Source organism: Mesorhizobium sp. P2_E7 (assembly GCF_056403855.1).
Genome location: NZ_JBFUER010000001.1, coordinates 3436824 through 3463631 on the forward strand (window position 1 = coordinate 3436824; position 26808 = coordinate 3463631).

At 63.9% G+C, this 26808-nt stretch carries 27 protein-coding genes and 1 tRNA gene; 16 read left to right on the forward strand and 12 right to left on the reverse strand.

The genetic code is table 11. The features are described from left to right. Nucleotides 1–4: 4 nt before the first annotated feature. The 5 genes from AC1DYC_RS16920 to AC1DYC_RS16940 are packed head-to-tail and all read right to left on the reverse strand — an operon-like array spanning nucleotide 5 to nucleotide 5042. Nucleotides 5–787 carry a DeoR/GlpR family DNA-binding transcription regulator gene (locus tag AC1DYC_RS16920; RefSeq protein WP_477408051.1) on the reverse strand — a complete coding sequence of 261 codons (783 nt, stop codon included), beginning with the start codon at nucleotides 785–787 and terminating at the stop codon, nucleotides 5–7. A 2-nt stretch (nucleotides 788–789) separates the two neighbouring features. After that, nucleotides 790–1593, reverse strand: coding sequence for an HAD-IIB family hydrolase (locus AC1DYC_RS16925; protein ID WP_477408330.1), 804 nt, complete (start codon nucleotides 1591–1593; stop codon nucleotides 790–792). A 6-nt stretch (nucleotides 1594–1599) separates the two neighbouring features. Then, nucleotides 1600–2892 (reverse strand): iron-containing alcohol dehydrogenase, encoded by a 1293-nt coding sequence (locus AC1DYC_RS16930; RefSeq protein WP_477408053.1) that lies wholly within the window; start codon nucleotides 2890–2892, stop codon nucleotides 1600–1602. A 15-nt stretch (nucleotides 2893–2907) separates the two neighbouring features. Continuing rightward, on the reverse strand, nucleotides 2908–4365 hold the full coding sequence (locus AC1DYC_RS16935; RefSeq protein ID WP_477408055.1) for a xylulokinase: 1458 nt from the start codon (nucleotides 4363–4365) through the stop codon (nucleotides 2908–2910). Continuing rightward, on the reverse strand, nucleotides 4365–5042 hold the full coding sequence (locus AC1DYC_RS16940) for a beta/alpha barrel domain-containing protein (protein ID WP_477408057.1): 678 nt from the start codon (nucleotides 5040–5042) through the stop codon (nucleotides 4365–4367). Before AC1DYC_RS16940 ends, AC1DYC_RS16935 begins: the two co-directional genes overlap by 1 nt. Before the next feature lie 161 nt (nucleotides 5043–5203). Here AC1DYC_RS16940 and AC1DYC_RS16945 point away from each other — a divergent pair, with 161 nt between their 5' ends. The 5 genes from AC1DYC_RS16945 (at nucleotide 5204) to AC1DYC_RS16965 (ending at nucleotide 9654) form a co-directional block, all read left to right on the forward strand. Further along, nucleotides 5204–6586: an ABC transporter substrate-binding protein gene (locus AC1DYC_RS16945; protein WP_477408059.1), complete on the forward strand. Its 1383-nt coding sequence runs from the start codon at nucleotides 5204–5206 to the stop codon at nucleotides 6584–6586. 66 nt (nucleotides 6587–6652) lie between these two features. Then, complete coding sequence (locus tag AC1DYC_RS16950) at nucleotides 6653–7582, forward strand: carbohydrate ABC transporter permease (RefSeq protein ID WP_477408061.1); 930 nt, start codon at nucleotides 6653–6655, stop codon at nucleotides 7580–7582. A gap of 10 nt (nucleotides 7583–7592) precedes the next feature. Then, the gene (locus AC1DYC_RS16955; RefSeq protein ID WP_477408063.1) at nucleotides 7593–8426 is read left to right on the forward strand and encodes a carbohydrate ABC transporter permease; all 834 of its coding nucleotides are present in this window, start codon (nucleotides 7593–7595) and stop codon (nucleotides 8424–8426) included. 11 nt (nucleotides 8427–8437) lie between these two features. Then, nucleotides 8438–9493: an ABC transporter ATP-binding protein gene (locus AC1DYC_RS16960; RefSeq protein ID WP_477408065.1), complete on the forward strand. Its 1056-nt coding sequence runs from the start codon at nucleotides 8438–8440 to the stop codon at nucleotides 9491–9493. Further along, complete coding sequence (locus AC1DYC_RS16965) at nucleotides 9490–9654, forward strand: hypothetical protein (RefSeq protein WP_477408067.1); 165 nt, start codon at nucleotides 9490–9492, stop codon at nucleotides 9652–9654. The genes AC1DYC_RS16960 and AC1DYC_RS16965 overlap by 4 nt, the downstream gene beginning before the upstream one ends. A gap of 147 nt (nucleotides 9655–9801) precedes the next feature. On the opposite strand, the gene AC1DYC_RS16970 is transcribed toward AC1DYC_RS16965, so the two are convergent. The 4 genes from AC1DYC_RS16970 to AC1DYC_RS16985 are packed head-to-tail and all read right to left on the reverse strand — an operon-like array spanning nucleotide 9802 to nucleotide 14727. Further along, nucleotides 9802–11103 carry an NAD(P)/FAD-dependent oxidoreductase gene (locus AC1DYC_RS16970; protein ID WP_477408069.1) on the reverse strand — a complete coding sequence of 434 codons (1302 nt, stop codon included), beginning with the start codon at nucleotides 11101–11103 and terminating at the stop codon, nucleotides 9802–9804. A 2-nt stretch (nucleotides 11104–11105) separates the two neighbouring features. After that, complete coding sequence (locus AC1DYC_RS16975) at nucleotides 11106–12488, reverse strand: glutamine synthetase family protein (protein ID WP_477408071.1); 1383 nt, start codon at nucleotides 12486–12488, stop codon at nucleotides 11106–11108. A 6-nt stretch (nucleotides 12489–12494) separates the two neighbouring features. Next, nucleotides 12495–13778: a glycosyltransferase gene (locus AC1DYC_RS16980; protein WP_477408073.1), complete on the reverse strand. Its 1284-nt coding sequence runs from the start codon at nucleotides 13776–13778 to the stop codon at nucleotides 12495–12497. Between the two features lie 10 nt (nucleotides 13779–13788). After that, on the reverse strand, nucleotides 13789–14727 hold the full coding sequence (locus AC1DYC_RS16985) for a GntR family transcriptional regulator (RefSeq protein WP_477408075.1): 939 nt from the start codon (nucleotides 14725–14727) through the stop codon (nucleotides 13789–13791). Between the two features lie 235 nt (nucleotides 14728–14962). Between AC1DYC_RS16985 and AC1DYC_RS16990 the strand changes: the two genes are divergently transcribed. The 10 genes from AC1DYC_RS16990 (at nucleotide 14963) to AC1DYC_RS17035 (ending at nucleotide 24121) form a co-directional block, all read left to right on the forward strand. Beyond that, nucleotides 14963–16027, forward strand: coding sequence for a polyamine ABC transporter substrate-binding protein (locus AC1DYC_RS16990; RefSeq protein ID WP_477408077.1), 1065 nt, complete (start codon nucleotides 14963–14965; stop codon nucleotides 16025–16027). 238 nt (nucleotides 16028–16265) lie between these two features. Beyond that, nucleotides 16266–17108 (forward strand): ABC transporter permease, encoded by an 843-nt coding sequence (locus AC1DYC_RS16995; RefSeq protein WP_477408332.1) that lies wholly within the window; start codon nucleotides 16266–16268, stop codon nucleotides 17106–17108. Beyond that, nucleotides 17101–17895: an ABC transporter permease gene (locus tag AC1DYC_RS17000; protein WP_477408079.1), complete on the forward strand. Its 795-nt coding sequence runs from the start codon at nucleotides 17101–17103 to the stop codon at nucleotides 17893–17895. Before AC1DYC_RS16995 ends, AC1DYC_RS17000 begins: the two co-directional genes overlap by 8 nt. Next, nucleotides 17892–18965 (forward strand): ABC transporter ATP-binding protein, encoded by a 1074-nt coding sequence (locus tag AC1DYC_RS17005; protein ID WP_477408081.1) that lies wholly within the window; start codon nucleotides 17892–17894, stop codon nucleotides 18963–18965. The genes AC1DYC_RS17000 and AC1DYC_RS17005 overlap by 4 nt, the downstream gene beginning before the upstream one ends. Nucleotides 18966–18975: 10 nt before the next feature. After that, nucleotides 18976–20250, forward strand: coding sequence for a glycosyltransferase (locus AC1DYC_RS17010; RefSeq protein ID WP_477408083.1), 1275 nt, complete (start codon nucleotides 18976–18978; stop codon nucleotides 20248–20250). A gap of 238 nt (nucleotides 20251–20488) precedes the next feature. Next, the gene (locus tag AC1DYC_RS17015; RefSeq protein WP_477408085.1) at nucleotides 20489–20839 is read left to right on the forward strand and encodes a cupin domain-containing protein; all 351 of its coding nucleotides are present in this window, start codon (nucleotides 20489–20491) and stop codon (nucleotides 20837–20839) included. An 80-nt stretch (nucleotides 20840–20919) separates the two neighbouring features. Continuing rightward, complete coding sequence (locus AC1DYC_RS17020; RefSeq protein ID WP_477408086.1) at nucleotides 20920–21261, forward strand: cupin domain-containing protein; 342 nt, start codon at nucleotides 20920–20922, stop codon at nucleotides 21259–21261. 23 nt (nucleotides 21262–21284) lie between these two features. Then, nucleotides 21285–21629: a cupin domain-containing protein gene (locus tag AC1DYC_RS17025; RefSeq protein ID WP_477408088.1), complete on the forward strand. Its 345-nt coding sequence runs from the start codon at nucleotides 21285–21287 to the stop codon at nucleotides 21627–21629. A gap of 21 nt (nucleotides 21630–21650) precedes the next feature. After that, a complete protein-coding gene (locus tag AC1DYC_RS17030) occupies nucleotides 21651–23159 on the forward strand; it encodes an aldehyde dehydrogenase family protein (RefSeq protein WP_477408090.1) in 1509 nt (502 codons plus the stop codon). A gap of 179 nt (nucleotides 23160–23338) precedes the next feature. Continuing rightward, a complete protein-coding gene (locus AC1DYC_RS17035; protein ID WP_477408092.1) occupies nucleotides 23339–24121 on the forward strand; it encodes a SapC family protein in 783 nt (260 codons plus the stop codon). Nucleotides 24122–24204: 83 nt separating this feature from the next. Here AC1DYC_RS17035 and AC1DYC_RS17040 read toward each other — a convergent pair whose 3' ends face one another. Continuing rightward, the gene (locus AC1DYC_RS17040; protein WP_477408094.1) at nucleotides 24205–24627 is read right to left on the reverse strand and encodes a nuclear transport factor 2 family protein; all 423 of its coding nucleotides are present in this window, start codon (nucleotides 24625–24627) and stop codon (nucleotides 24205–24207) included. A 159-nt stretch (nucleotides 24628–24786) separates the two neighbouring features. On the opposite strand from AC1DYC_RS17040, the gene AC1DYC_RS17045 reads away from it, so the two are divergent. Continuing rightward, nucleotides 24787–25713, forward strand: a complete 927-nt coding sequence (locus AC1DYC_RS17045; RefSeq protein ID WP_477408096.1) for an AraC family transcriptional regulator — start codon at nucleotides 24787–24789, stop codon at nucleotides 25711–25713. 174 nt (nucleotides 25714–25887) lie between these two features. Here the strand turns inward: AC1DYC_RS17045 and AC1DYC_RS17050 are convergent, their stop codons facing one another. Together AC1DYC_RS17050 and AC1DYC_RS17055 are read right to left on the reverse strand one after the other, a co-directional pair. Then, a complete protein-coding gene (locus AC1DYC_RS17050; RefSeq protein ID WP_477408098.1) occupies nucleotides 25888–26283 on the reverse strand; it encodes a RidA family protein in 396 nt (131 codons plus the stop codon). A 341-nt stretch (nucleotides 26284–26624) separates the two neighbouring features. Continuing rightward, nucleotides 26625–26701 (reverse strand) — tRNA-Met (locus tag AC1DYC_RS17055). Between the last annotated feature and the right edge of the window lie 107 nt (nucleotides 26702–26808).

Genomic DNA, 26808 nt, shown 5'->3' on the forward strand with positions numbered 1-26808 from the left:
TCGGTCAGTCCGCGGCAAACACATGCAGTTCCGTGCCCGCCTGTTCTGCAGCAGTGCGCAGGTCGGCCTTCGGTTCGCTGTCGGTGACGATATCGGCAATGTCGTCAAGTCCGCAGATGCGTTCCAGGCTGGAGCGGCCGAACTTGTCGTGGGTCACCACCAGCACCGTCGACAGCGATCGCGATATCATTGCGCGTTTGACCGCGGCAGCGCCCGAGATCATGTCGCTGGGACCGTCCGCGCTTAACCCAGAGGCGCCGATGATGGCGACGTCGGCATTGTAGCGGCGCACGAACTCGACCGTGTCTTCGCCCATCACGCTGCCTTCCCGGCTGTCATAGGTTCCGGGGCAGAGCAGAACGCGGAAGGTCGGATTGGCGCCAGCCACCGAGGCTACGCCGGTGGAATTGGTGATGATGGTCAGATCGCGCTTCAGCTGCGAAAGGTTGCGCGCCACCTCATAGGTGGTCGAGCCGCCATCGATCATCACGATCTGGCCCTTCTCGACCAGGCTTGCCGCGCCGCGGCCGACGCGGGCGCGCTCCTCGATCAGGGTCAGGCCGCGCTCCGAAATCACCGGCTCGGATGTGACCAGCGAGATCGTCGCGCCGCCATAAGTGCGGTTGATGAGCCCGGCATCGCCGAGTTCGATGAGATCGCGGCGGATCGTCTCGCCGGCAACGCCGATGCGCCGCGCAAGCTTGGAGATGCGAATGGACGCCGACCGGCGCACTTCCGAAAGGATAAGCGCGTGCCGCTCCTTCTTCGTCAGTCGGCCTTGATCCATGGCTATTCCATTCCCTTTGCAGCAATCAACGCGTCGGCAAGCTCGGCAAATCCTTGCGCGCCGCGCCCGCTTGTGACGAAGGCAGGAGATGCCGGAAGTTCGCCGGCGAAGTCCAGCACATTAGCGACACCGACGCTGTTGGGGAAGAAGCCGAACATTGGCGCATCGTTTGGACTATCGCCGACGAAGACAATGCTGTCCTTGTCGTGGTCTATGTCTATACCAAAACAGTCGCGCAAGAATAGCCGGCTTGTTGACAGTTTGTCGTATTTGCCGAACCAGCCATTGATATGGATGGACGAGATTTTCGCCGTCGCTCCATAGCGCTGGAATATCCCGACGATCTTCAGCACTTCGGTTTTGGGCAGCGGCGCGACATCCTCGCGAAAATCGATCGCTAGATCGGCTTCGCGATAGGTCTGGTCGGCGGCGACCGCCGCACCCGGAATTTCCGCGAGCACGGCGCGTTCGATCTCGAGCAGGCGCGCCGCGTCGGCCTGCCTTTCCCCGGCACTCCTGGCATAGTGGCGAACAATCCGCTTGGCCGTGTCGTCATAGCGGAAATAGAAAGCGCCGTTCTCGCCGATCACGCCATCCACCGGCCATTGCCGCGCGATCAGGTCACACCAGCCGGCCGGCCGGCCGGTGACCGGCGCAACGATGAATCCGGCCTGCTTCAGCCGCTCCAACGCCGCATAGGCCTTGGCCGGCAGCCGCCCTTTGTCGGTCAAGGTGTCGTCTATGTCGGTCAGCACGACGGCGATCTTGCGCCGGTCGAGCGCGGTGAAGTCGGCGAGCGGACGCAGCACCGCTCAGGCTCCCGCCGCAACCGTTTCGAGCGAGGCGGCCGCGACGTCGAGCATGGTGAACCTGTCGCGGATCAGCCGGGCATTGGCGACCGCCTCGTCGTAGAAGGCAGCCGGTATGGCGACCTCTTGCGGCGTGGTCGGCGCACCGGCGGCACGCAGTGCTGCCGCGATCTCACGTGCCGGGCGGGCCACGCGGGAAAGCCTTTCGCGATGCGAGCGCCAGTGCTCCGCCAGCACGGTGTTGAGGGCGGTCGCCCGCTCACGGTCAAGCAGCTTGGGTTTGAACGCAGCCCAGCATGAGCGTCCGAGCGTTTCACCAAAGATCTCGATGAAGCGGTCCGGTGTATCGGCAGACGGCGCAAGCCGCAGCTCCGGCAGCGCCAGCACGCGCTCCTGCAGCCGCGCCATCGTCAACGTCGTCACCGCTATGTGTTCGCCGTGATGCGCCTCGGGCAGTCCCTGGCCGCGCATGTCGATATAATGGGCGATCAGATGTTCGCCCTGGCTGGCAGGATAGGAGCCACCGCACAAGGTCATGCCGAGGCCGGACATGACCAGCGTGCGCACCAGCACTTCCATTGCCAAGAGGTCGCCGGTCCTCAGTTCGCCGGCCTTGGCGATGAGCGCCTTCTCGTCCTCGGCCAGAAGCATGAACGGCGCCTGCCTGTAGGGCGTACCGAGCAAAAGATGCGCCATCAGCCAGTCGGTCTGCGCGGTCGGTCGCGCCATCGAATCGCCGAAGCCGGCGGCGATCAGCCGGTGCGGCGCCCGCGCCATCACGTCGAGGTCGAGGAATACACCGACCGGCAGGCTCGCCGTCAGCGATTTCTTCAGGCCATCCTCGGTAATCGCCGCCGACACCGAGGTGTAGCCGTTCATCGATGGCGCGGTGCCGAACACCGCATAGGGTTTCTGGGTGAGATGCGCGGCATATTTGGTGATGTCGTTGATCGAGCCCGATCCGACCGCGACCAGGCCGCTGGCGTCTTTCGTGCGGGCGATCACCGATCGCACGGCGTCCATGTCCGGATGCGGATGGCGCGGCAGGATAATCTTGTCGACATCGCTGCTGCCACGCAGTGCGATCGACACCCTCTCACCCAGCGCCAGCCTAGTGTCGGGATCCATGACCACGGCGAGCTTGCGGCCGAGCGCCAGCGGCCTGACCAGCGCATCGGCCTCGTCGCCGAGACCGCGCCCGATGACGATGGTCTTCAGCGGCACCGACAGCATTCCCTCGCTATCCGGGTCAGGCAGCGTGCCGGCAATGAGACTATCGAGCATTTCCTTGGACATCGGGATGCCGTCCAATCAGTCAGCATGGAGCGGGGTCAGGGCATCGAACAGGGTCCGATACCGGCGGTAACTTCTGTCGTAGGCGGCCTTGGCCGACGGGTTGGGGTCGATCGTCTCGATGCCACCGCTCAACCTTTCGGCCGCCTGCTGCACTGAAGACGAAAGGCCGATGGCTGTGGCGGCAAGGATTGCCGCGCCGATCGGCGAGGCGTCGGCGGCATCGGCAATTTCCACCTGCCTGCCACTGACATCGGCGCGGATCTGCGCCCACACCCGGCTGCGCGCGCCGCCGCCGGAAAGCCGGATACGATCCGGGGCGATGCCAAGCTCGTCCAGCCGGTCGACCACGTCGCGCATGGCGAAGGCGCAGCCCTCCAACACCGCGCGGGCGCAAGCCGCTTTGCCGTGGAAAGACGTGAGGCCGTAGAAGGCGCCCCGCGCCTCGGCGATCCAGCGCGGCGCCATGGCGCCGGACAGTGCCGGCAGGAACAGCAGGTCGTCGCTGCCGGCAACGACCGTCGCCGCCAGCTCCGACATTGCCGCCGGAGAATCGACGCCGAAGGTGGATAGAAACCAGGTCACTGCACCGCCCGAAAGCCATCCGGGATTGGAGACGAAATAACGGTCGTCGAGAAAACCATGCGTCTCGACCAGGCCGCCGGGGTCGAGGCGAAGCGTATCGGACACCGCGCCGACCACCTCGGCGGTGCCGAGATTGCAGGCAACGGCACCGGGCAAGACGACGCCAGCGCCGATGGCGGCGGAAAAATCATCGCCGGTGCCGACCGCCAGTGGAGTGCCCACAGGCAGGCCGGTCAGCTCGGCGCCGGCGCGGGTCAAGGCGCCGGCGACCGCCGATGCATCGTCGATGCCGGGCAATTTATCTGCATCGATGTCGAAGGCGGCGAGCAGATCGCTGGCATAGAAGCGCTCCTTCAGCCCATAGAGCATGGTCGTCGAGGCCAGCGCGTGGTCGATGACGGCACGGCCGCACAGCGCCACGACCACGAACGATACCGGCTGGTGCCAGAGCGCCACCTGAGACGCTTCGGGCAGGTTGCGCGCGGCCCAGCGGATCTTCGCCGCCATATGCGTTGCGTCCAGAACGAGACCGGTGCGCTCGCGGATGAAGTCCGGGTCGATGCCGGCGATCTCCCTCGACGCCCGCCTATCCATCCAGATGATGCACGGCGCCAGCGCCCGGCCGCTGCTATCGACAGCGACACAGCCGTCGAGCTGCCCGGCAAGGGCGATGCCTTTGATGTCGGAGGGCGCCAGCCCGGCCTTGTCGAGTGCGCCGGCAATGGCGGGCTTCAGCGCCGCCAGCCACAGCGCCGGGTTCTGTTCGGCCCAGCCCGGCGCCGGGAAGGTGGGCTGGTAAAGCACACCGGCCTCGCCACGCAGCCGCAATTCGTCATCGACGACGATTGCCTTCAGGCTCTGTGTGCCGAGATCGATGCCGATGACGGCCATTAGACACGCTCGCAATCCGCGAGGACATCCCGCAGTTGCGAGAGGATAGAACCTTTCGTCGGCGAATAGGAACCGTCGAAAACCGCTGTGCCAATGGTAAAAGCGTTGGCGCCGGCCTGCTTGATTGCCTTGATCCGGTCGGCCGAGGCCACAGCGCCGGCAACAATGAGATGCCCGTCCGGACCAAGCCCCCGCCGGGCGGCGCGTATCAGGTCGGCCGGGTCGGCCTCGGTGGCGCGATAGGCGAGGATGTCGCATCCCGCACAACCCTTCTCGGCGAACGCGCGGCAATCGGCCTCGACGTCTCCCGGGGAGCCGCCGAGCTTGGTCGGATGGCCGACCGGCCGACCCGGAAAAGGGTAGTATTCGGTCTCGCTTCCTTCGAGCAGCGCCATGATCTCATCGATCTGGGTGCCGCCAAGCAGCCGCTGGATGCCGAGGTCCCGGGCGATGCGCGCCGAGTTGAGACAGGCCTCCGCTGTCGTCGACACCACCTCCATGTAAGTGGTGGCGCCTGTCCGGCGAATGGCGGCGGCGAGCCTGCGCAACACATCCGGCGTAACGCCGATGTCTTTGAAGCCGACATGCTTCAGGCCGACCGGCTCGATCAGCTCGACCAGGTCGAGACAATCTTCGACCGTGCGATCGTTACGCGTCAGCATGAAGATGAAGTCCATCCGAAGGTCCCTCGCCTGGTCGGGAAAGCCGGGTTACTGCCGGTCTGTTAACACCCCCCAACCATTTGTTGCAAGGTGCCACATTTTGATTTGCAGTACCACACATTTTATGACAAAACGGGCGCTGGCCCGCCAGGCACGACTTCTAGGGAGAGGGAAGAATGCTCAAGCCGCTGATACGTGGGAGTACCACATCCGGACTCCTCGTTCTCGCCGCCCTTATGTGGCAAATCACACAGGCTGCGGCGTGGGATCTGACGGAGGCGTCGAAGCCCTACAGCGGCCAAACCATCCGCATGGTCGGCGAGGCGCTGCCGCCGCTCGAGGCGCTGAAGAAAATGGCGCCGGAGTTCGAAAAGCAGACCGGCATCCATGTCGAAGTCGAGATGTACGAGCACTCCGAAGCCGTCAACAAAGTGCAGCTCGACCTCAACTCGCACCGCGGCCGCTACGACGTCATCATCCAGCCGCATCGCGAACTCGGCAAGTTCGCCACCAACAACCATCTGGTCGAAATCGCCAAGATGATGGCCGATCCGGCTTTGCGCGATCCGACCTTCGAGCCGGAAAAGCAGCTCTACCAGACCGCCTGGCACGAGATCTCCTGGTATGACGGCAAGGAGTACGGCTTTCCCTTCACCGTGCTCAACATGTTCATGTGGTATCGCTCGGACCTGCTCGCCGATCCCAAGGAACAGGCAGGCTTCAAGGCCAAGTATGGCTATGACCTCGCGCCTGCCAAGGACTGGAAGCAGTACCGCGACATCGCCGAATGGTTCTACCGCCCCGACCAGGGCTTTTACGGCACCGCCCTGCAAGGCAAGCGCCACGAGGCGCTGTGGTATGAGTGGCTCAACTTCCTCTACTCCTTCGGCGGCGACGTGCTCGACGTGAAGAGCGGCTCGGCCTGCGGCCCGGTGATCGTCAACAGCCCCAAGGCCGTTGCCTCGCTCGAATACTACAAGAGCCTGCTGCAATTCTCGCCGCCGGACAGCCTCAACTATTTCTGGGACGACGTCATGGCGCTGATGCAGCAGGCCAAGGTCGCCGAGCTGATCATGTGGAACGACGCCACCTACGCTGTGTCGGTCGACACCACAGCCTCCACCGTCGTCGGCAAGGTCGGCTTCGACCTCGTGCCGCAAGGCGACGGCGGCAAGATCGGCCAGGTCGAGGGCTGGACCTATCTCATCCCCGTCTATTCGAAGAACCAGCAGGCCGCCTTCCTCTTCGTCCAGTGGATGATGGGCTATGATCGCCAGCTCGAACAGCATCTCAATGGCGGCGCCTCGGGCCGGCCCGATGTCTATGCCTCGGCGGAGGTGCAGAAACTGCCCTATGCCAAGGCCTCGATGGAGGCCAACGAGCACGCGGTGCCGAAGGCGACACTGCCGCAATCGGCCGAGATGACCGACATACTGGTGCGCGAGCTGTCGTCCTACCTCGCCGGCGAGAAGGAGGCGCAGGCCGCCCTCGACACCGCCGCCACCGACATCTCGACATTGCTCGGTTCTTGCGCACCCATGACCTATCCGGCACGATAGGTCGCAAATGTCGCGCAGAGGCTACCCGCACATGCGGGTAGCCATTCTTGTCCGCAGGAAACGCCCGTGACGAACCGCACTCCATCGCCGCGCGGAATGCCGCTTCTCGACCGTGGGGTGGGACCGCTGCTGATGCTGCCGGCGACGCTGCTCGTCGTCATCTTCCTGGTCGGCCCGTTCTACTACATGGTCTACACCGCGCTGACCGATCTCAGCTTCGCCGATGCCAGCCATTCCGGCGCCTTTGTCGGCTTCGACAATTTCCGCAAGCTGATGCGCAACGATCCGTTCTTCTGGGCATCGTTTGCGTTGACCTTGAAATTCGTCGTCATCGCCGTGAGCCTCGAATTCCTGTTCGGCTTTGCGCTGGCCTTCCTGATCTTCCGCTTTGTCGCCAGCCAGCGGCTTTTGACCACGCTGCTGCTTATCCCGATGATGATCGCGCCGGTCGCCGTCGGACTGATCTGGCGCCTGCTTTTGCAGGGCGATTTCGGCATGCTCACCTTCTACATGCGCAAGGTCGGCCTGCTGGCGCAGAATGCTGCCGTGCTTTCGGCGCCCGACCTGGTCTTTCCGACCATCGTGGCCATCGACGTCTGGCAGTGGACGCCCTTCGTAACCTTGATCATGCTGGCCGGCATGATGAGCCTGCCGCGCGCGCCGTTCGAGGCGGCGATGATGGATGGCGCCAAACCGTTCCAGATCTTTCGCGACGTCATGCTGCCGCTGCTGCGGCCCGTCATCGCGCTGGTGCTGCTTTTGCGCGGCATCGATGCCTTCAAGGAATTCGACAAGGTGTTTTTGATGACCGGCGGCGGACCGGGAACGCTAACCGAACTGGTCTCGATCTACGCCTACCGCGTCAATTTCCGCAACTGGGATCTCGGCTACGGCGCCGCGGTCGCCTTCATGATCTATCTCGTCGTGCTGATCCTGTGCTCGGTCTTCTACAAGGCCGTCTACTGGTCGAGCCGCAAGACGGCGGCCGCGTTTTGAGGTCGCGGCGATGATCGACCAATCCACAAACCGCGCCTGGAAAAGCTTTGCCTGGGCCGTGCTGCTGGTCGCCGTCGTGGTCGCCTTGACACCTTACGTCTGGATGGTGCTGGCCTCGTTCAAGAACCGCGTCGACCTGTTGTCGTCGGTGCCGAAATGGGTCTTCACGCCGACACTCTCCAACTATCCAGCCGTCTTCATCGACAAGGAATACTGGCCGCTGGCGATCAATTCAGTGCTGATCTCGGTGTCGTCGACGGTGCTGTGCATTCTGATCGGTGCGCCGGCCGCCTATGGCTTTGCCCGCTCGGATTTTCCGGGCAAGGAAGACCTGTTCTTCTTCTTCCTGACCACGCGCATGGCGCCGCCGATCTCGATCGCCGTGCCGCTGTTCCTGTTCTTCACCTCGCTCGGCCTGATCGACACTATCTATGCCGTGGTGATCGCCCACACTTCCTTCAACCTGTCGCTCGTCGTCTGGATGATGCGCGGCTTCTTCGCCGAAATCCCCAGGGAGATCGACGAAGCCGCGATGATGGACGGCCGCTCGCGGCTCGGCGCCTTCGTCTTCGTCGTCGCGCCGCTGGCGGCACCCGGCATCGGCGCGACCGCCGTGCTCTGCTTCATCCTGTCGTGGAACGAATTCCTCTATGCCTTCATCCTCGTCGCCTTCGACGGGCGCCCGCTCACCGTCGGCATACCCGGGCTGGTGACGCCGCATGGCACGCTGTGGGGACAGGTCGCGGCGGTCGCCATCGTGGCGACGCTGCCGATCGTGCTTTTCACGTTCCTTGTCCAGAAACAGCTCGTGCGCGGCCTCACCTTCGGCGCGGTCAAGGGTTGAAGGGATCTCGCATGGCAATTGTTTTCGACGGCGTCACCAAGGCTTTCCCGGACGGGACGGTGGCGCTGCAGGCGCTGGACCTTGCTTTCGAGCCCGGCGAATTCCTTGTCCTGCTCGGGCCCTCGGGATCCGGCAAGACGACAGCCTGCCGACTGCTTGCCGGCCTCGAGCGTCCGACCGCCGGCCGCATCATGGTCGAGGGCCGCGATGTCACCGACCTGCCGCCGCGGCTGCGCGGCATGGGCATGGTGTTCCAGAACTACGCGCTCTACAGCCACAAAAGCGTCTACGAGAACATCGCCTATCCCTTGCGCATCCGGAAGATGCCGGCCGCCGAGCTCGACCGCTGCGTGCGCGCCATGGCCGAACTCTTGGAAATCACCCGATACCTCGGCCGCCGGCCCTCGCAATTGTCGGGCGGCCAGGCGCAGCGCGTCGCGGTGGCTCGTGCGCTGGTCTGGCAGCCGAGCCTGTGCCTGATGGACGAGCCGCTGTCCAATCTCGACGCCTTGCTGCGGCTCCACATGCGCACCGAGCTGAAGCGGCTGCATCGCGAACTGAAGAAGACCTTCGTCTTCGTCACCCACGACCAGGAGGAGGCGATGACGCTGGCGACCAGGGTCGCGGTGCTGCGCGAAGGCGCGCTGATCCAGTACGACGACCCGCGCGAGATCTATCGCCGGCCGGCCAACCGCTTCATCGCCGAATTCATCGGCCGTCCGGCAATGAACACATTCGACGGCGATGTCCGCGACGGCGTCTTCCACGCCAGCGGCTTTACCTGCCCGCTGCCGGGAAAGCCGGACGGTCCGATCGTGCTCGGCATCCGCCCGGAACAGATCCAGCTCGTCGACGCCTCCGCCGGCGATGCCATCCGTTTCGCCGTCGATGTCGTCGAACCGGTCGAGCCGGACGTGTTGATCTTCGCCAAGAGCGAGGCTAACGCGCTGATCGTCAGGACAGCCAACGATGACAGCGCCTACAATCCCGGCCAGCCGTTGCATCTGCGCTTTCCGCCGGCAGCGCTGCACACCTTCGATGCGGTGTCGGGAGCGCGGCGGCCGTGAGCACGCTGCTCGCTCTGGTGCCGCTGGCCGCCGCCGCTCTGGTCTGGCGGCTGTTCTACAGCTTCAACAAATCGAAGCGCTGGTTCTCGACCGGCGAACTCATCTTCTGGGACGCCATCGCGCTGGTGATCCTGCAGCTTGTTTGGTTGATCTGGTTCTGAATACGCGTCGAGAGTAGCCGAGCGCAGTCGTCCTTGCGCGGATACGATGTCGCCGCCATCGCTTCCGTGGCGCGAATCGGCGAGCGGCCGGGGAACTGAAAATCACGCATGCAATCCTCCGATGATCCCCGCCCGCCAGCGGCAACGTCAGTGCTTGATGCGGTCGCGCATGGCGTACCAAAGCATGCCCAGCACATAGAGCGGACCGCGCAGCGCCGTGCCGCCCGGGAACGGCATCGGCGTCAGCGTCGAGAACAGGTCGAGCCGCGAAGCATTGCCCGTGATCGCTTCGGCGAGCAGCTTGCCCGACAGCGTCGACAGGATGACGCCCTTGCCGGAATAGCCATGCGCGAAATAGACCTCGCCATAGTGCCCGACATGCGGCAGCCGCGACGTCGTCACCGAGACCAGCCCGCCCCAGGCATGATCGATGCGGCAGCCCTTCAGTTGCGGGAAAGTGGCTTCCATATGCGGCCGCACGAAGCCGGCAATATCAGCCGGCGGCGACGGCGTGTAGCGCTCGCCGCCGCCGAACAGCAGGCGACCGTCCGCCGACATGCGGTAGTAGTTGACGACGAAGCGTGTGTCGGACACCGCGACATTGGCCGGGATGACGTTGCGCTTGCCCTCCAGCGGTTCGGTGGCGACGATGTAGTTGCCGACCGGCATGATGCGGCTGTTGACGCGCGGCTCCAACCCGTGGAGCAGAGCATCGCCGGCCAGCACGACATGTTTTGCCCGCACCGAACCCTTCGATGTCGAGACCCGGATCGAAGGCTCGCGCTCCAGCTTCACCGCCACCGAATTCTCATGGATGACGACACCGGCGGCCACGGCGGCACGGGCAAGGCCGAGCGTGTAGTTCAGCGGATGCATGTGGCCGCCGAGCGGCTCATACATCGCACCGTGGTAAGGCGTGTCGACCTTGGCCCGCGCCTCCGCCGCCGACAGGATCTCGACGTCGCGAAACTTCATCACGCTCTCGAGGCATTTTGCCTCGTCTTCAAGGTCCTTGAGATCAGAGCCGTTGACCGCGCCGACCAAATGACCGGTCAGCCTCAGATCGCAATCGATGGCGTTCCGCTCGATGATGTCGAGCACCAGGCCGCGCGCCTCGAAAGCGAGATCGAACAGCACCTTCGCCCGCTCGGAGCCGTAGAGCTTGACCAGCCCCTTGGCGCCCTTGCGCAGGCCGGGGATCATCTGGCCGCCATTGCGGCCCGATGCCCCCCAGCCGATCTTGCCGCCTTCGAGCAGCACCACCTTCAGGCCGCGCTCGGCGGCATGAAGGGCGGCCGACAGGCCGGTGCAGCCGCCGCCGACCACCACCAGGTCGGCGTCGACATCGCTCGCCAACGCCGGATGATCCGGCGCCGGATTGGCGGTGGCGACATAGTAGGATTTGCCGATATCGAGACCGGAATTGAAACCCGTTGAGCTGGAAGCCATGATCACACCTTCAACAGCAGGTGATCGCGTTCYCAGCTCGTCACCACGCTCTGGAACAGGTCGAGTTCGACGCTCTTGACGCGCAGATAGGTCTGGAAGAAATCCTCGCCGAGCAGCGCCCGTACCGGCTCACATGCGGTGAAGCGGTCGAGCGCCTCCTCCATGGTTTTCGGCAGCGTGCTTTTGATCTTGTAGGCATTGCCGGTGGCTTCGGCCGAGCGCGCCAGCTTCTGCTCGATGCCGAGATAGCCGGCGAGCAACGAGCCGGCGATTGCCAGATACGGATTGCAATCCGCACCCGGTAGACGGTTTTCCACCCGTCGCGCAGAGCGCCCGCCGGCCGGCACGCGCAGACCGCAGGAACGGTTGTCATGGGACCATTCGATGTTGGCCGGCGCGCTGTGGTTGGGCCTGATGCGGCGGAACGAGTTCACGTTCGGCGCAAACAGCGGCATGATCTCCGGCACGTATTTCTGCAGGCCGCCGATGAAATGTCCGAACATCTCGGTGTCGGCATCGTCGGTATCGGCAAACAGCGCAGCGCCCGTCTTCTCATCGACGACGGACATGTGCAGGTGCATCGAACTACCCGCCTGTGCGGCAATCGGCTTGGCCATGAAGGTGGCATGCATGCCGCTCTGTTGCGCCGCCTGGCGCGTCAGCCGCTTGAACAGCAGCACCTGGTCGGCCAACGGCACCGCGTCGCCATGCAGCAGGTTGATCTCCAGCTGCGCCGTGCCGGATTCATGGATCAGCGTGTCGAGCGGCAGGCCAGCGGCTCCGGCATAGTCATAGACGCGGCGGATCACCGGCTCGAATTCTTCCAGCGCCACCATGTCATAGGGATGCTGAGAACCTTCGGCGCGGCCATTGGCGCCGACCGGCGCGGTCAGCGGCAAATCGGGATTGGGATTGGGCGCGGTCAGATAGAATTCCACCTCCGGCGCCACCACCGCCCGCCAGCCCCGCTGGCGGTAGAGGTCGAGCACGGCGCGCAGCACATGGCGCGGCGACGCCATCCATGGCTTGCCGTCCATGTGGAAGGCGTCGGCAAAGACATAGGCTTTGCCGGCGCCACCGCCCGGCGCCAGGCAGAGCGTCGAGACATCCGGCACCATGCGCATATCAGGGTCCTGATAGGCGAAGCCCTCGTCGATCGAACCGGAATAGCGGCCGTCGATGCTGACCAGGAAAGCGCTGCTCGGCAGGAACAGCGCGCGATCTTCCAGCGCCTTGAGGAGTTTTGCCGTCGGCAGCGCCTTGCCGCGCAGCACGCCGTTCATGTCGGGCACCAGGCACTCGACTTCGGTGATGCCGTGCTGGTTAAGCCAGCTCTTTGGATCGTTGCCGGTGAAGAGAGCGGTGTTGGTATTTTTGTCCTGCATTTTGGTTCACGTACCTATCAGAGAGAGTATGGCTTGCGCGGCCACATCCGTTCCAGGGGTCAGCGCCATCCGGGCTGCATTCTCCCTGAGGCGGGCGCGCATCACATCGTCGGCCAGCAGGCCGAGAATGGCTCTCTCCAATCCCCCTTCGGTCCAGGCATCGCGGCCGATATGGTCGCCGACGCCCGTCTCTCCCGCGCGTTGCGCATTGTCATGTCCGTCCCAGCAATAGGGCATGATCAGCGACGGCACGCCAAAGCGCAGCGCCTCGCAAAAGCTGTTGTTGCCGCCGTGGTGAATAAACAGGTCCGATTTCGCCACCACCGAAGGCTGCGGAAACCAGGCGTCGAGATAGACATTGTCCGGCACCGCGCGATAGGCGTCGCGCAGGCCACCGACGTTGACGATGAAGCGCGCCGGCAGCCTGTCGAAGACGGCGAGCATGCGCTCGATCAGCCCGACATCCATGGCGCCGAGGCTGCCGAAGCTGACATAGACCAGCGGCCCGCCATTGCGCGGAAACACCGGCACCTCGAACGGCCCTTCCGAGCGTACGCAGCCTTCGAGATAGACGAAGCGCGCGGGGTCGAGCGGCTCGGCGCGCTCGCGCCGCACGATCGCCGGCGTCAAAAGCAGGTTGAGGTCTGGGGACGTTTCGAGGAACAGCCCTTTGGGCAGCGGCGCCATGCCGGCATCCGCGCGAAAACGGTTGAAGCGGTCATGTGCCGGCGCCGAGGCTGAGAGATAGCGCGCTTCGAACGCCGCGCGTTGCGGGTCGTCGGCACCCATTCCGGAAAGATAGGGCGGCACTTCGGCATCGGGGAGTTCCGTCTCGGCGCAGGAGACGACGCGCACCCACGGGCAACCGGCGGCTGCGATCGCCGGGAACATGATGACATTGTCGAGCACCACCGCATCCGGCTTCAGCCGCGCCAGCAATTGGCGCAGCGGCGCCTCGGCATTGACAGCGGTGTCGACGATCGCCTGCCAGGTCGGCGCGACATAGGTTTCGAGCTGGTCGATCGGGCTCAGCCGGAAATGCGGCAGATGCCGGCGCACGAAGGCCTGCCAGTAGCTCTGGCGCTCACTGTCGCTCAGCGGCTCGTCAGTCGGCAGCTGGTATTCCTGGAAACCATAGTCGGCAAAGACGCCGGAGAAGCCGGCATGGCAAATGAAGACGGGGCGGGCGCCCCTGGCGCGCAATGCCTGTGCGATACCGACGCAATTCAACGCGGCGCCGAAACTGGCTTCGGGAAACAGCGCGATGGTCGGGCTGGCTTTACGCGTCAATTATTCCTCTTCAGTCCGGCCGGCTGATCATGCCGAACAGTGCGGGCGCGCCGCGGCTGGCCGCCTGCGGTCGCTGGTTGCGGGAGAGCCGCAGGTGGATGCGAAGCAGATCGGCAGCCACCTCATACTGCCGGCTTTCAAGATAGTCGAGTATGCCTAAGTGTTCGCGCAGCGATTGCCGCAGCCGAAACACGTTGACCCCCGCGTAAATACCCGGCAGCCGGCGCAGGCGCAGATGATCGGCCAGCGCATCCGACACAAAGCGGTTGGCGCAGCCCTCGGCGATCATGCCGTGGAAATCCATGTCCAGCCGCTGGAACTCGCGCGTGTCCAAGGTCGCGTCCGGCAATGCCGAGAGCGCTTCCATGCCCTGGCGCAACGCCGCCGCCCGCGCACCGTCCAGCCGGAAGCCGGGCGTCAGGATCGCCGCCGGCTCCATCAGCAGCCGGAACTCGTAGCTTTCGCCTTGCGCCTCCGGATCGTCCGGAGCGCGGCGAAACAACCAGGACTGGCCGGGCGCGCGGTCGAGCAGATTCTCTTCCGTCAGTTTATTCAGCGCTTTTAGTACCGTCTTTCGATTGGCATCGTACCGCCGCATCAATCCCGCGACGGTCACCGTCTGGTCAAGCCTTCGCGCCGAGCGATCGCGCAGGATCGCTTCGGCAAGCTCGTCTTCCTCAGCACTGGGAAGCTCCGCGGCAATGGCCGGCTGCGCAGCAAGGTCGATCGCCAGATGATAGCCGGAATCGGCCTCCCAGCGCACGACACCTCGCTCTGCGAGCAGGCTGAGTGCGGCACGAACCGGTGTGCGCGAGACATTGCACAGCGAGGCGATCTGCTGTTCGGGCAGGCGGGAGCCAGGCTCGAAGCCGCGCTGGCGCGCGACATCGAGGATGCGCTGCGCCAGATCGAGATGGTTGGTGCGAGGTCGTCGGGCTGCGGCTTGCATGACAATTCTCGAATACCGAATGTGACCGCATTGGTTTGGCCGATCGCCAGTACGAGCACAATCGGTCAGATTCCTCGGTCGGGTGACAAATTATGGATTGACGTACTTTTTTCTGCAATAGTACTGTCAGCACAATCGGCAAGAAAGACCGAGGGAACAGGATCGATGCAGCGGCGCGGGTCGCCGGCTTTGGTCCGGCGAATGATTTCGACGATCAACCGAATGGGAGTCTGCCATGACCGCTACCAGCCTGCGGCGCCGTGCGCTCAAAACATCTTCAATCGCTCTCGGCCTTGCCATGGCGCTGTCGGCGCCGGCGACGGCCGCCGACCTCGTCATCTCCAACTGGGACGGCTACATGGCGCCCGACGCCATTGCCGCCTTCAAGACCGCGACCGGCGTGTCCGGCGAAGTGGTGGTGCACGCTACCAATGAAGAGATCATGGGCAAGCTGATTGCCGCCGGCGGCAAGGGCTATGACGTGGTCTTCGTCTCCTCGCCCTTCGCCGAGGTGCTGAACAAGCTCGGCCTGACCGAGCCGGTCGACCACGCCAAAATCCCCAACCTCGCCAACCTCTATCCGGAAGCGACCAAGCTGCCGCATGATGTCGGCAACGCTTTCTCCGTGCCCTACACCTGGGGCACGACCGGCCTTTGCTACCGCTCGGACCTGGTCAAGACGGCGCCCACCAGTTGGAGCGACCTGCTGGCGCCTTCCGACGAGTTGAAGGGCAAGACCACCATGCTGGCGACCGACCGCTGGCTGCTGGCCGCCGGGCAGCTCGACAAGGGCTATTCCGTCAACGAGACCGACCCGGCCAAGATGGCTGAGGTCAAGGACCTGCTGATCTCGGCCAAGAAAACCCTGCTCGCCTATGACGACACCACCTTCTACTCCAAGCTGGTTTCCGGCGAGGCGTTGATGGTGCAGGCCTGGGACGGCTGGTGCAATTACGGCATCGCCGACAAGCCCGAGATCAAATACGTCATCCCCAAGGAAGGCTCCGACCTTTGGGTCGACACGATGGTGGTGATGAAGGCCTCCGAGCACAAGGACGACGCCTTCAAGTTCATCAACTTCATGCTCGACGCCAAGAACCACGCCTGGGCGGCGCAGAACATCGACTACAAGGTGCCGAACAAACCGGCGATGGAAAGCCTGCCGGCCGACTTCCTGGCAAAGTTCCCAAACATGGCGATGCCGGTGGCCGACCTCGTCAAGTTCGAGCAGTTGCGTGACGTCGGCGAGGCCCAGCGCGACTATTCCAAGATCGTCAGCGAGATCAAGGCCGCGCAGTAAGCGGCGCGCCACTTCGGTACCTGGAAATAAGTTTGCGTTCCTTCGCGCCCCCCTCTGGCCTGCCGGCCATCTCCCCCTCAAGGGGGGAGATCAGCTGTGGCATCGCCTTCGCTAATCTTCGACACCTGAAGGCAAGCGCGAGGTTGGAACTGCTAATCTCCCCCCTTGAGGGGGAGATGCCCGGCAGGGCAGAGGGGGGTGCCTCATGAAGCATCTACCCTCCCGCTCTTCCCTGCTGATGGCTCCTGCGCTGGTCTGGCTGACTGCGCTGATGGTGGTGCCGTGCGCATTGGTGCTGGCGCTCGCCTTCTTCCGGCGCGGCATCTATGGCGGCATCGACTACACCTTCACGCTGGAGAATTTCGGGCTGGTCTTCGACCCGCTCTATGCTGGCATCTTCCTCAAATCGGCGCGCATCGCCGGCACCGCGACGCTGATCGCCGTGGTGATCGGTTATGCCGCCGCCTATGCTATCGCGGCCGCCCCGCGCCGGTGGCAGCCAATTTTCCTGTTCTTCGCCGTGCTGCCGTTCTGGTCCAACTACCTGATCCGCACCTATGCCTGGATCGTGCTGCTCAACCGCGAAGGCCTGATCACCCAATTGTTGCGCTGGTTCGGCTACACCGGCGAGCCGCCCTCRATGCTCTACACCGAAGGCGCCGTCATCGCCGGCCTCGTCTACAACTACCTGCCTTTCGTCATCCTCGCCTGCTACGCGCCCTTATCGCGGCTCAACCCGGAACTGGCCGAAGCCTCGCGCGATCTCGGCGCATCGGCCGCCACCACGTTCCGCCGTGTCATACTGCCGCTGACGGTGCCCGGTATCGCCGCAGGTGCTGTCTTCGTCTTCGTGCTGTCGATCGGCAATTTCGTTACTCCGGCGCTGCTCGGCGGCGGCCGCTTCCAGATGATCGGCAATCTCGTCTACGACCAGTTCCTGACCGCCAATGACTGGCCATTCGGCGCAGCCTTGGCCATGGCGCTGATCGCCATCATGCTCCTGGTGCTGATGGCGCAGGCGTTGGCCGCCGACCGCGCCGCGGGGCGTGCGGCAGAGGCAAGGGGTGACGCCGATGGCTGAGCGCTCCCTTGCCACGCGGCGCACGCTCTGGTTCGTGCTCAGCCTCGTCTTCGCCTTCCTCTACATCCCGATCGCCGTGCTGGTGGCGCTGTCCTTCAACGAAGGCGGGCTGCCGACGGCGTGGTCGGGCTTTTCACTGAAATGGTACGCTTCTCTTGCTTCCAACAGCGCCATTCTCTCGGCTGCGCTCAACACGCTGATCGTGGCGCTGGTCTCGACGGCCATCGCCACGCTGCTCGGCACGCTGCTGGCGATCGGCGTCGAGATGCGCCGGCAATACGGCAAGGGGCTCGAAGCCCTGATCTTCGCGCCGATGATCATCCCCGACATCGTGCTCGCAATCGCGCTGCTGTCGTTCTTCTCCATGCTCAATTTGACCATGGGCCTGCACACCATCATCCTCGCCCATGTCGTCTTCAACCTGGCGTTCGTCTGTTCGGTGGTGCGTGCCCGGCTGAAGAGTTTCGACTGGTCGATTGTCGAGGCCTCCGCCGATCTCGGCGCCTCCGCCATCACCACCTTCCGGCGCGTGACCTTGCCGGTCATCCTGCCGGCGGTTATCGCCGGTGCGCTGCTCGCCTTTACCCTGTCGGTCGACGAGTTCATCATCGCCTTCTTCACCGCCGGCGCCGGCCGCGCATCGACCACGCTGCCGATGCAGATCTACGCCATGATCCGCTTCGGCATCACGCCGGAGATCAACGCGCTGGCGACCATCGTCATGGCGGTCTCGATCACTGCGCTCACCCTGTCGCAGCGGCTCAACCGTGGGATCATCGGCCAATGAGCGAACCGCGCACGCTGCTCGCCATCGACCATGTGTCGAAGAATTTCGGCCGCGTCACCGCCGTCGACGGCATCTCGCTCGATATCCGCGAAAACGAGTTCTTCGCGCTGCTCGGCCCCTCCGGCTGCGGCAAGACGACTTTGCTGCGCATGCTGGCCGGCTTCGAGACGCCCAGCGACGGCCGCATCCTGCTCGACGGCAAGGACATCGCCCGCACCCCGCCCAACAAGCGGCCGGTCAATCTGATGTTCCAGTCCTACGCGCTGTTCCCGCATATGAGCGTCCGCGCCAACGTCTCCTATGGCCTCGAGATGGAGCGTTTGCCGAAGGCTGAAATCCGCTCCCGCGTCGATTCCATCCTGGCCACGACCGAACTCGTTCCCTTCGCCGACCGCAAACCCGAGCAATTGTCGGGTGGCCAGAAGCAGCGCGTTGCGCTCGCCCGTGCACTGGTCAAGCGGCCGCGGCTGCTGCTGCTCGACGAACCGCTCGGCGCGCTCGACAAGAAACTGCGCGGCGCCATGCAGCTGGAGCTGAAGCGGCTGCAGCACGAGGTTGGCATCACCTTCGTCATCGTCACCCACGACCAGGAGGAATCGCTGGTCATGGCTGACCGCATGGCGGTGCTCAAAGACGGCAGACTGCTGCAGTGCGACACTCCGCATACCATCTACGAACATCCGGCCGACCGTTTCGTCGCCGACTTCATCGGCGTCATGAATTTCGTGCCGGGCAAGGCGTCAGCCGATGGCGTGATCGCCACGAACGGCGCGTGCATTGCCGGCAAAGTTCCCGCAGCGCTTTCGCCTGGCGCGCCCGCCGTCGCCTCAGTGCGGCCCGAACGCATCCGGCTGTTCCCGTCACCCGGCACCGCCAACCGCATCACCGGCACGGTCGAGGCGCTGGCCTATCACGGGCTCGACCTGCAGCTGCATGTCCGCACGCCCTTGTCGCCAAAACCCTTCCTGGTGCGCGTCACCGCCGATGCGGCCGACCGCCGGCCGGTCTCGTCGGGCGACCAGGTCGAGCTCGGCTGGGATGCCGCCGATGTCAGAATTTTCGCAGAATAGGAGAAGCCTGATGGCGCAGAAGACGATCGCGTTTTTTCCCGAAGCAGCCTACGGCCCGGCGCTCAATTCCGTCGGTATCGCGCAAGCCGTCGAGGCGCGCGGCCACAAGGCGGTCTTCCTGTCCGACCCTGGCTTCGTCGATGTCTACAAGGGCTACGGCTTCGAGGCGCATCCGGTGAACCTGTCGGAGCCGATGCCGCCCGAACAGATGGCGAAATTCTGGGAGGATTTCATCAATGGCCACATCCCGAATTTTCGCAAATCGCCCTACGACCAGGTCGACAATTATGTGAAGGATTGCTGGACCGCGATCGTCGACAGCGCCAAATGGGCGCAGAAGGATTTGCCACGCGTGCTGGCCGCCATCAAGCCGGATGTGATCTGCGTCGACAACGTCATCCTGTTCCCGGCGATCAAGCAGTTCGGCAAGCCCTGGGTGCGCGTCATCTCCTGCTCGGAAAACGAGATCGAGGATGAGGACATCCCGCCGCATCTGTCGGGCTGCGGCGAGAACGACCATGTCGGCCACCAGCGCTACCGCGACCATTTCAACGCCGTGATCAAGCCGATCCATGACGACTTCAACGCTTTCCTCACCGCCAACGACGAGGCACCCTATCCGGTGGGCCAGTTCTTCGAGGCCTCGCCCTATCTCAATCTGCTGCTCTATCCCGAAGCGGCAAAATTCAAGCGCCGCCATCCGCTCGACCCGGCAAAGTTCCAGTATCTCGAAGGCTGCGTGCGGCAGGAGAAGCCCTATACCGTGCCGACCTTCGCCGAGAACAATGGCGGGCCGCTGCTCTATGTCTCTTTCGGCAGCCTCGGCGCCGGCGATGTCGATTTGCTGAAGCGCATCATCGCGACGTTGGGCAAGACCCGCTATCGCGCACTGGTCAATGTCGGCGGCTACAAGGATCAATATACGGATATGCCGGGCAACGTCATCGTCGAAAGCTGGTTCCCGCAGCCTTCGGTCATCCCGCAGGTCGATGCCGTCATCCACCATGGCGGCAACAACTCGTTCACCGAGTGCCTCTATTTCGGCAAGCCGGCCATCATCATGCCCTATGTCTGGGACGGCCACGACAACGCCACCCGCGTCCAGGAAACCGGCCACGGCTTCGGCATGCCGCGCTACGACTGGAGCGATGCCCAGCTGATCAGCAGGATCGAGACCTGCCTGACCGATCCGAAGATGAAGGCAAAGCTGGCGAAGACCTCGGCGCAGATGCAGGCGCAGAACGGCCCGGAGAAGGCTGCGGTTTTGTTGGAGACGTTGCTGTGAGTGCGATGCTTGAGGTTCTGAGCCAAGGCACCCCCCTCTGGCCTGCCGGCCATCTCCCCCTCAAGGGGGGAGATCAGCTGCCACCAATGCTTTCGCCGATCCCAGAGATCACAAGGAATGCGCCGTCATTGGAGCTGCCAATCTCCCCCCTTGAGGGGGAGATGTCCGGCAGGACAGAGGGGGGCCTCGTAGAGCGGCAACGCATCGCGGTTGAGCATCATGACCATGGAGCACGCCCATGACCTCCTCCGCCCCGCATCTCCACCAGGCCTCCACCCGCACCGATCTCGTCGACTGGGGCGCGCAAGCCGATGCGCTGGACGGCGCGTCGCACTCGACCGGCAGGCTGGTCCACAAAGGGCCGAACAACCAGCCGGAATCCGGCATCTGGGTCTGTACGCCCGGCCGCTGGCGCCTCTCGATCCCGCGCGATGAATTGTGCCATTTCGTCGCCGGCCGCGCGACCTACCGGTCGGATGTCGGCGAAGTGATAGAAGTCGCGGCCGGGACCGTGGTGATGTTCCCTGCCGGCTGGACAGGCGAATGCACCGTGCATGAGACCATGCGCAACGTCTACATGCTGGCCTGAAAGCATGATCCCGAAAAGTGGGAACCGGTTTTCGGACAAGATCATGCTCAACTAGGACCCCAGCAACGGAGCTTCGCAATATGCCGACACCGCACTGGCCAAAGGCCTCGACCGTGAAACTGGAGGACTGGGGCGCAGGCAGCAACACGCTTGCCGGCGCGCCGCGCGCCTCAGGCAAGATCCTGTCGCAGAACCCGGACGGATCGAGCGAATGCGGCCTGTGGGCGTGCACGCCCGGCTCGCGAAAAGTCACCTTCGCCGCCGACGAGTTCTGCTATTTCCTGTCGGGTCGCGGGACTTATGTCCACGAAAATGGCGAAGAGATCCCGGTCGAGGCCGGCACGCTGGTTTTCTTCCGCGCCGGCTGGAGCGGCACCTCCACCGTCACCCAAACGCTGACCAAAGCCTTCATGTGCCGCTGAGCACTTTATTCAAGGAAATCGCTATGACCACGCCCATCATGCAATCCCCGCTTGCCATCACCGACCTCGTCGACTGGGGCGTCATCCCGACCATGATCGAGGGGCAATCCCACACCTCGGGCAAGCTGCTCTACAAGGGGCCGGAAGGCCGCTCCGAATGCGGCCTGTGGGTCTGCACTCCCGGCAAGTGGCACTGCCACGTCACCCGCGACGAGTTCTGCCACTTCCTCGAAGGCCGCTGCACCTATGTCCACGAATCCGGCGAGGTCATCGAGATCGAGCCGGACACGGCAGCCTTCTTCCCGCAGGACTGGAGGGGCGTCTGTACTGTCCATGAGACGATCAAGAAGGTCTACATGATCCGCTGAGCGGGTCTCGAGAGGACGTCCATGCATTTCTCCCCCGACCGGCCGACCTTCTTCGTCAATCCGGACTACCGGCCGATGACCGGTGCGGCAAAACCGGTGATCGATCCGGCGACGCTGGAAACCGTCGGCGCTATCGCTGCCGCCAGCGACGGCGAGATCGACGCTGTGCTCACCGCGGCGACCACGGCGCAGGCCGCGTGGAAAAAACTCGACGCCAAGAGCCGGGCAAAGCACCTGCATGCCGTCGCCAACGCCATCGAGGCGGCCGACTTCACCCGCTGCGCCGAGCTGATGGTGCGCGAGATGGGCAAGCCCTATCCGGAGGCGATCGGCGAGATTGCCAATTGTGCGCCGATCTTCCGCTACTATGCCGAGATGGCGCGCGACGATGCCGGCAAGGTCGCCGGCACGACACAGGCCGGCTCGTTCCAATATGCGCGCTACGAGCCGTATGGCGTCTCCGTCCATATCATGCCCTACAACTTCCCGATCCTGCTGATGTGCTGGACGGTCGCGGCATCGCTTGCCGCCGGCAATGCCTGCATCATCAAGCCGGCCGAGGCGACGACGCTGTCGACGCTCGACTATATGAGCGTATTCCGCTCCCTGCCGGAAGGACTTGTCTCCTGCCTGCCGGGCGCAGCCGCCACCGCACAGGCGCTGATCGCATCCGACCGCACCCACGCGGTTGCCTTCACCGGCTCGGTCGCCGCCGGCAAGGCGGTGGCGGTAGCCTGTGCGGAACGCATGAAGCCTTGCGTCATCGAGGCCGGCGGCAGCGATCCGCTGATCATCAGCGAACATGCTCCGCTCGACGTGGCGGCCGCCGGCAGCGTTACCGCCGCCTTCCACCTGACCGGCCAGGTCTGCACGTCGGCCGAGCGCTTCTTCGTTGTCGACTCGGTGCACGATCGCTTTGTCGAGCTGTTCGCCGAGAAGACGCGGGCCCTGCGCATCGGCAACGGCATGGACAAGACCGAGATCGGCCCGCTGGTCAGCGAGGCCGCGCGGGCGAAAGTGATGCGGCTGATCGACGATGCCATTCGCAGCGGCGCCAAGGCCGTCACTGGCGGTCGCATCCCGCCGGCGCACAACACCGGCTGGTTCTATGAACCGACCATCTTGACCGGCGTCACCCCCGATATGGCGATCGTGCGCGAGGAGTGTTTCGGGCCGGTCGCCGCGATCTGCCGGGTCAAGGATTTCGACGAGGCGATCCGGCTTGCCAATGACAGTCCGTTCGGGCTTGGCGCCTCGGTGTTCACCACCGACCTTGCCGAAGCGCATGAGGCGGCAGAGCGGCTCGAAGCCGGCATGGTCTGGGTCAACAACCCGCTGATCGACAATGACGCCCTGCCCTTCGGCGGCTGGAAGGCATCAGGCCTTGGGCGCGAGCTCGGCCGCCAGGGGCTCGACGCCTTCCGCCGCTCCAAGATGGTCATTATCGACCACAGACCGGCGATCCAGGACTGGTGGTATCCCTACCCCGACAGCTGGTTCCGGGAAACCGGTGGCCGCAAGCACGTATGAGATGATCCGGCAGGGCTTTGCATCCGCCGATGCCATGCCGCTCGCTCGCCTGAATTGCCTGCCTAGCCAGCCAATGGCGCCGCTCGCCGACAAGCTGTCCACAGGCGCCGGCTGCACATTGCACCCTGGCGGCTGCAGGCTTAAACCCGGGGTGGGCGCAAGAGGAGAGAACAGCGACAATGACCGATGCGAAACAGGAAACGGCCCCGGTGGTCAACGCGCTGCCATTGTTCTACGCAAAGCCCGAGGCGCTCAATCCGCTGCGGCACGGCTCGCTTGGCCTGACCGCGCGGGCCGATTTCTCCTTTGCCCGCACCGCGCACGCCATCCCCGTGGTCGCTTCGGAAATGCCGGCGGCGATGCGTTCTTACCCCATCGTCTTCATCGGCGACGCCAAGGCGCCAGTGATCATCACCGGCCTGCGCCAGGACCAGAACCTGTTCGTCGGCGCCGACGGCAAATGGGCGGAGCCGCATTACATTCCCGCCTACGTCCGCCGCTACCCCTTCATCCTCGCCGATGAATCGAAGACGACTGGCCGCCTGACGCTGTGCATCGATCGGGCCAGTAAACGCATTGTCGAGCAGGCATCATCGCGCGCGGGTGGCGACAAAATCGTACCCTTCTTCGACGGCAACGAGGCGGCCGAGGCCTCGAAACAGGCACTCGCCTTCTGCAGCCAGTTCCAGACCGACTTCAATGCGACGCGTGCCATGATCGACAAGATCGACGCGCACGGCCTGTTCGCGCCGCGCCAGAGCAAGGTGACGCTGGAAGGCGGCGAAACCCTCAACCTCACCGACTTCCAGGTGATCGACGAGCCGGCCTTCAACAAGCTGAGCGACGAGGCGTTTCTCGACTTGAGGAAATCGGGCGCGCTGGCGCTGCTCTATTGCCATCTCGCCTCAAGCAACAGCTGGACATCGCTGGCCTATCAGGCATCGTTGCGGCGAGCCGGCTGAGGCGCCGGCGACGAAAAGCTTCGGCAAGGCGCAGGCTGCTTAGATCAACGGCTCGCGCGTTCGCCTGACGATCTCACTGCCGTTCAAATCATGCAGTTGTCATGCAGATCGCTTGTGATGACGGGCTGGCGGACTTCCCAATGCTCGACGAGCTTGCCTTGCTCGAGCCGGAAGAAGTCGACGATGGCGAGGCCAGCCTCTTGCGGTTCACGCCTCGCGTGCATGTGCACCACGACGAAATCGCCGTCGGCGAAGATCCGTTTGACTTCGCCCTGCACCAGCGGAAAATTCTGCCTGAGCTGCCGCAGATAATCGCGAAAGCCCTGGGCGCCATCGGCGATATTGGGATTGTGTTGCGTGTAGCTCTCGCCGAAATGCGCCGAGGCGGCATCTATCTCCCCCCGGTTCACCGACTTCTCAATGAAGTCGAGCACGACGGCCTTGTTGCTCTCCTCAGCCGTCGAATTGCCGGTCTTTGCCGTGTGTACTGATTGCTGGTCGCGCATCATATCTATCCCGTTGCTGGAGCTTTGCCGCGCTGGTGATGCAGCAGCCATGGTCGAGATTCTCGCTGACAGTTGTGAGATAATCGATGGGCAGGAGTTGCATATTCGTATCGGACCGTCTCAGATTGCTTGATATGACGAGGCGGGAGTTGCTGGGCCGTGGATGTGTTGTCGGATGTTCTGGCTTCGGTGCGCCTGGGCAGCGCCTTGATCGGTACTGCTGCGTTGAGACGGCCCTGGGGTATCTCGGTCGAGCCGATGCGGAACGCCGCCATACACCTCGTGCAGCGTGGCGAATGCTGGCTGCGCCTGGCCGGCGAACTCATTCACGTGTCGGAAGGAGACGTCATCCTCGTCGGCAGCGGGGTGGGGCATACGCTTAGCGACCCGGCAGACGCGCCCTTGTCGTCCATGGCCGCGGCGCTATCGGCGAGCCCGGGCAACCAGAACCAGCCGGACAGAGAGAACAAGGGAACGACCCTTCTGTGCGCGAAATATCAGCTGGACGGGAGCGGCCCGCATCCGATGATATCGTTGCTGCCGCCGCTGATCCATCTGACCCGTGCGCAGGTAGAAGCCAATGCGCCGCTGCGCCTGGCAACCGAGCTGCTGCGGGTCGAAGCGAGCGGCCACCTCACTGGCCATGACCTCGTCGCGCCACGCCTTCTGGACAGTGTGCTGGTCTTCCTGCTGCGGGCCTGGATCGAAGGCCAGCCGCTTGGCACGGCGGGCTGGTTCGGCGCCTTGCGCGACAAGGGGGTGGCACAAGCGCTGCGTCTTATCCACGAGCGTCCGGCTGCCCTCTGGACCGTCGCATCGCTGGCCGCCGGTGCCTCGCAATCACGCGCCACGTTCGCGCGGCGGTTTACGCGACTGGTTGGAGAGCCGCCGCTGGCCTATGTCGCGCGATGGCGGATGAATCTCGCGGCCAAGGAGCTCAGGGAAACCAACCGCACTGTTGACGAGATCGGACGAGCGGTCGGCTATGAATCGGCGCCTTCGTTCTCGCAAGCTTTCACCCGGCTGATCGGCCAGTCTCCCGGTCGCTATCGCCGAAGTTTGCAGCCGCCTGGCCCGACGACCTGACCTCTCCGATATCAGCTCGCCGGGGGACCAAAAGTAAGTACAGGCTTACCGGCTTGGCTGCCTGGCGCCATGCGATCGAGGTGGATTTCCTGTCATGCTGCAGGGATGAAGCCGCTCCGGCCAGATCGGCAGATCTCGCTAATCGTGCAAATCTCGGTCGCCTGGACGTCGCGCTTAGCCGATGACCGCGATAGCATCGACCTCTATCAGGTAGCCTGGAGACATCACAGCTATCCCGACCACGACGTTTGCTGGCTTGTGATTCCCGAACAGCTCGATCTGGGCCTGTTCGATGATCGGCACGTGTTCGTCGCGTTTGTAGTCGACGATGTAGATTGTGATCTTGCAGACGTGCTCAGGCCGAGCACCGGCGGCAGCAAGCGCACGGCCCAGATTTCCGAACGCCAGGCGTGCCTGGGCTGCGAAATCGCCATGGCCAACGAGCTTGCCGTGTATGTCTTCCGGCTGCTGCCCCGAGACGAACACCAGCTTGCTTCCTGTCGCGACGACGACCTGGCTATAGATTTCCGGAACGGGCAGATCTTTGGGATTGATGCATTCGAGCGGCATTGAAGTGGTCTCCTGCTTATGGCTGACTGGCGCGGATCAAAATACGAGGGTCTGTTTGCGGATCTACGACATTGTCGTCGGAGCGGGCGCTCCGTCACAATCTCACTTGAACAACCGCTAGCGTCCACATTTCAGCACGCGGCGCACTGTTCCGTTCCGTCTCGTCGAGGAGGCAACAGGGTTAAGTCAGGCTGCCATGCGCTACGCGTCGAGCATGGTGCAGTATGGACCTTCGGCCAGACGGAAAGCCGCCGATGGGCTCAAGCAGGCAGCGGTGGTTGAACCAGCCCGGCCGACCTCCAGATACAAAAAGGCCCGCTTGTGGCGGGCCTTTTTTGATTTGGTTGCGGGGACAGGATTTGAACCTGTGACCTTCAGGTTATGAGCCTGACGAGCTACCGGGCTGCTCCACCCCGCGTCAACTTGTGTGTCGGCCGGTGCCTTTAGACAGGATGGCCTATAGATAGATAGATGGCTCACCAAATGAAAGGGCCGCTTGCGCGGCCCGACGTCCCTTGGCGGGCC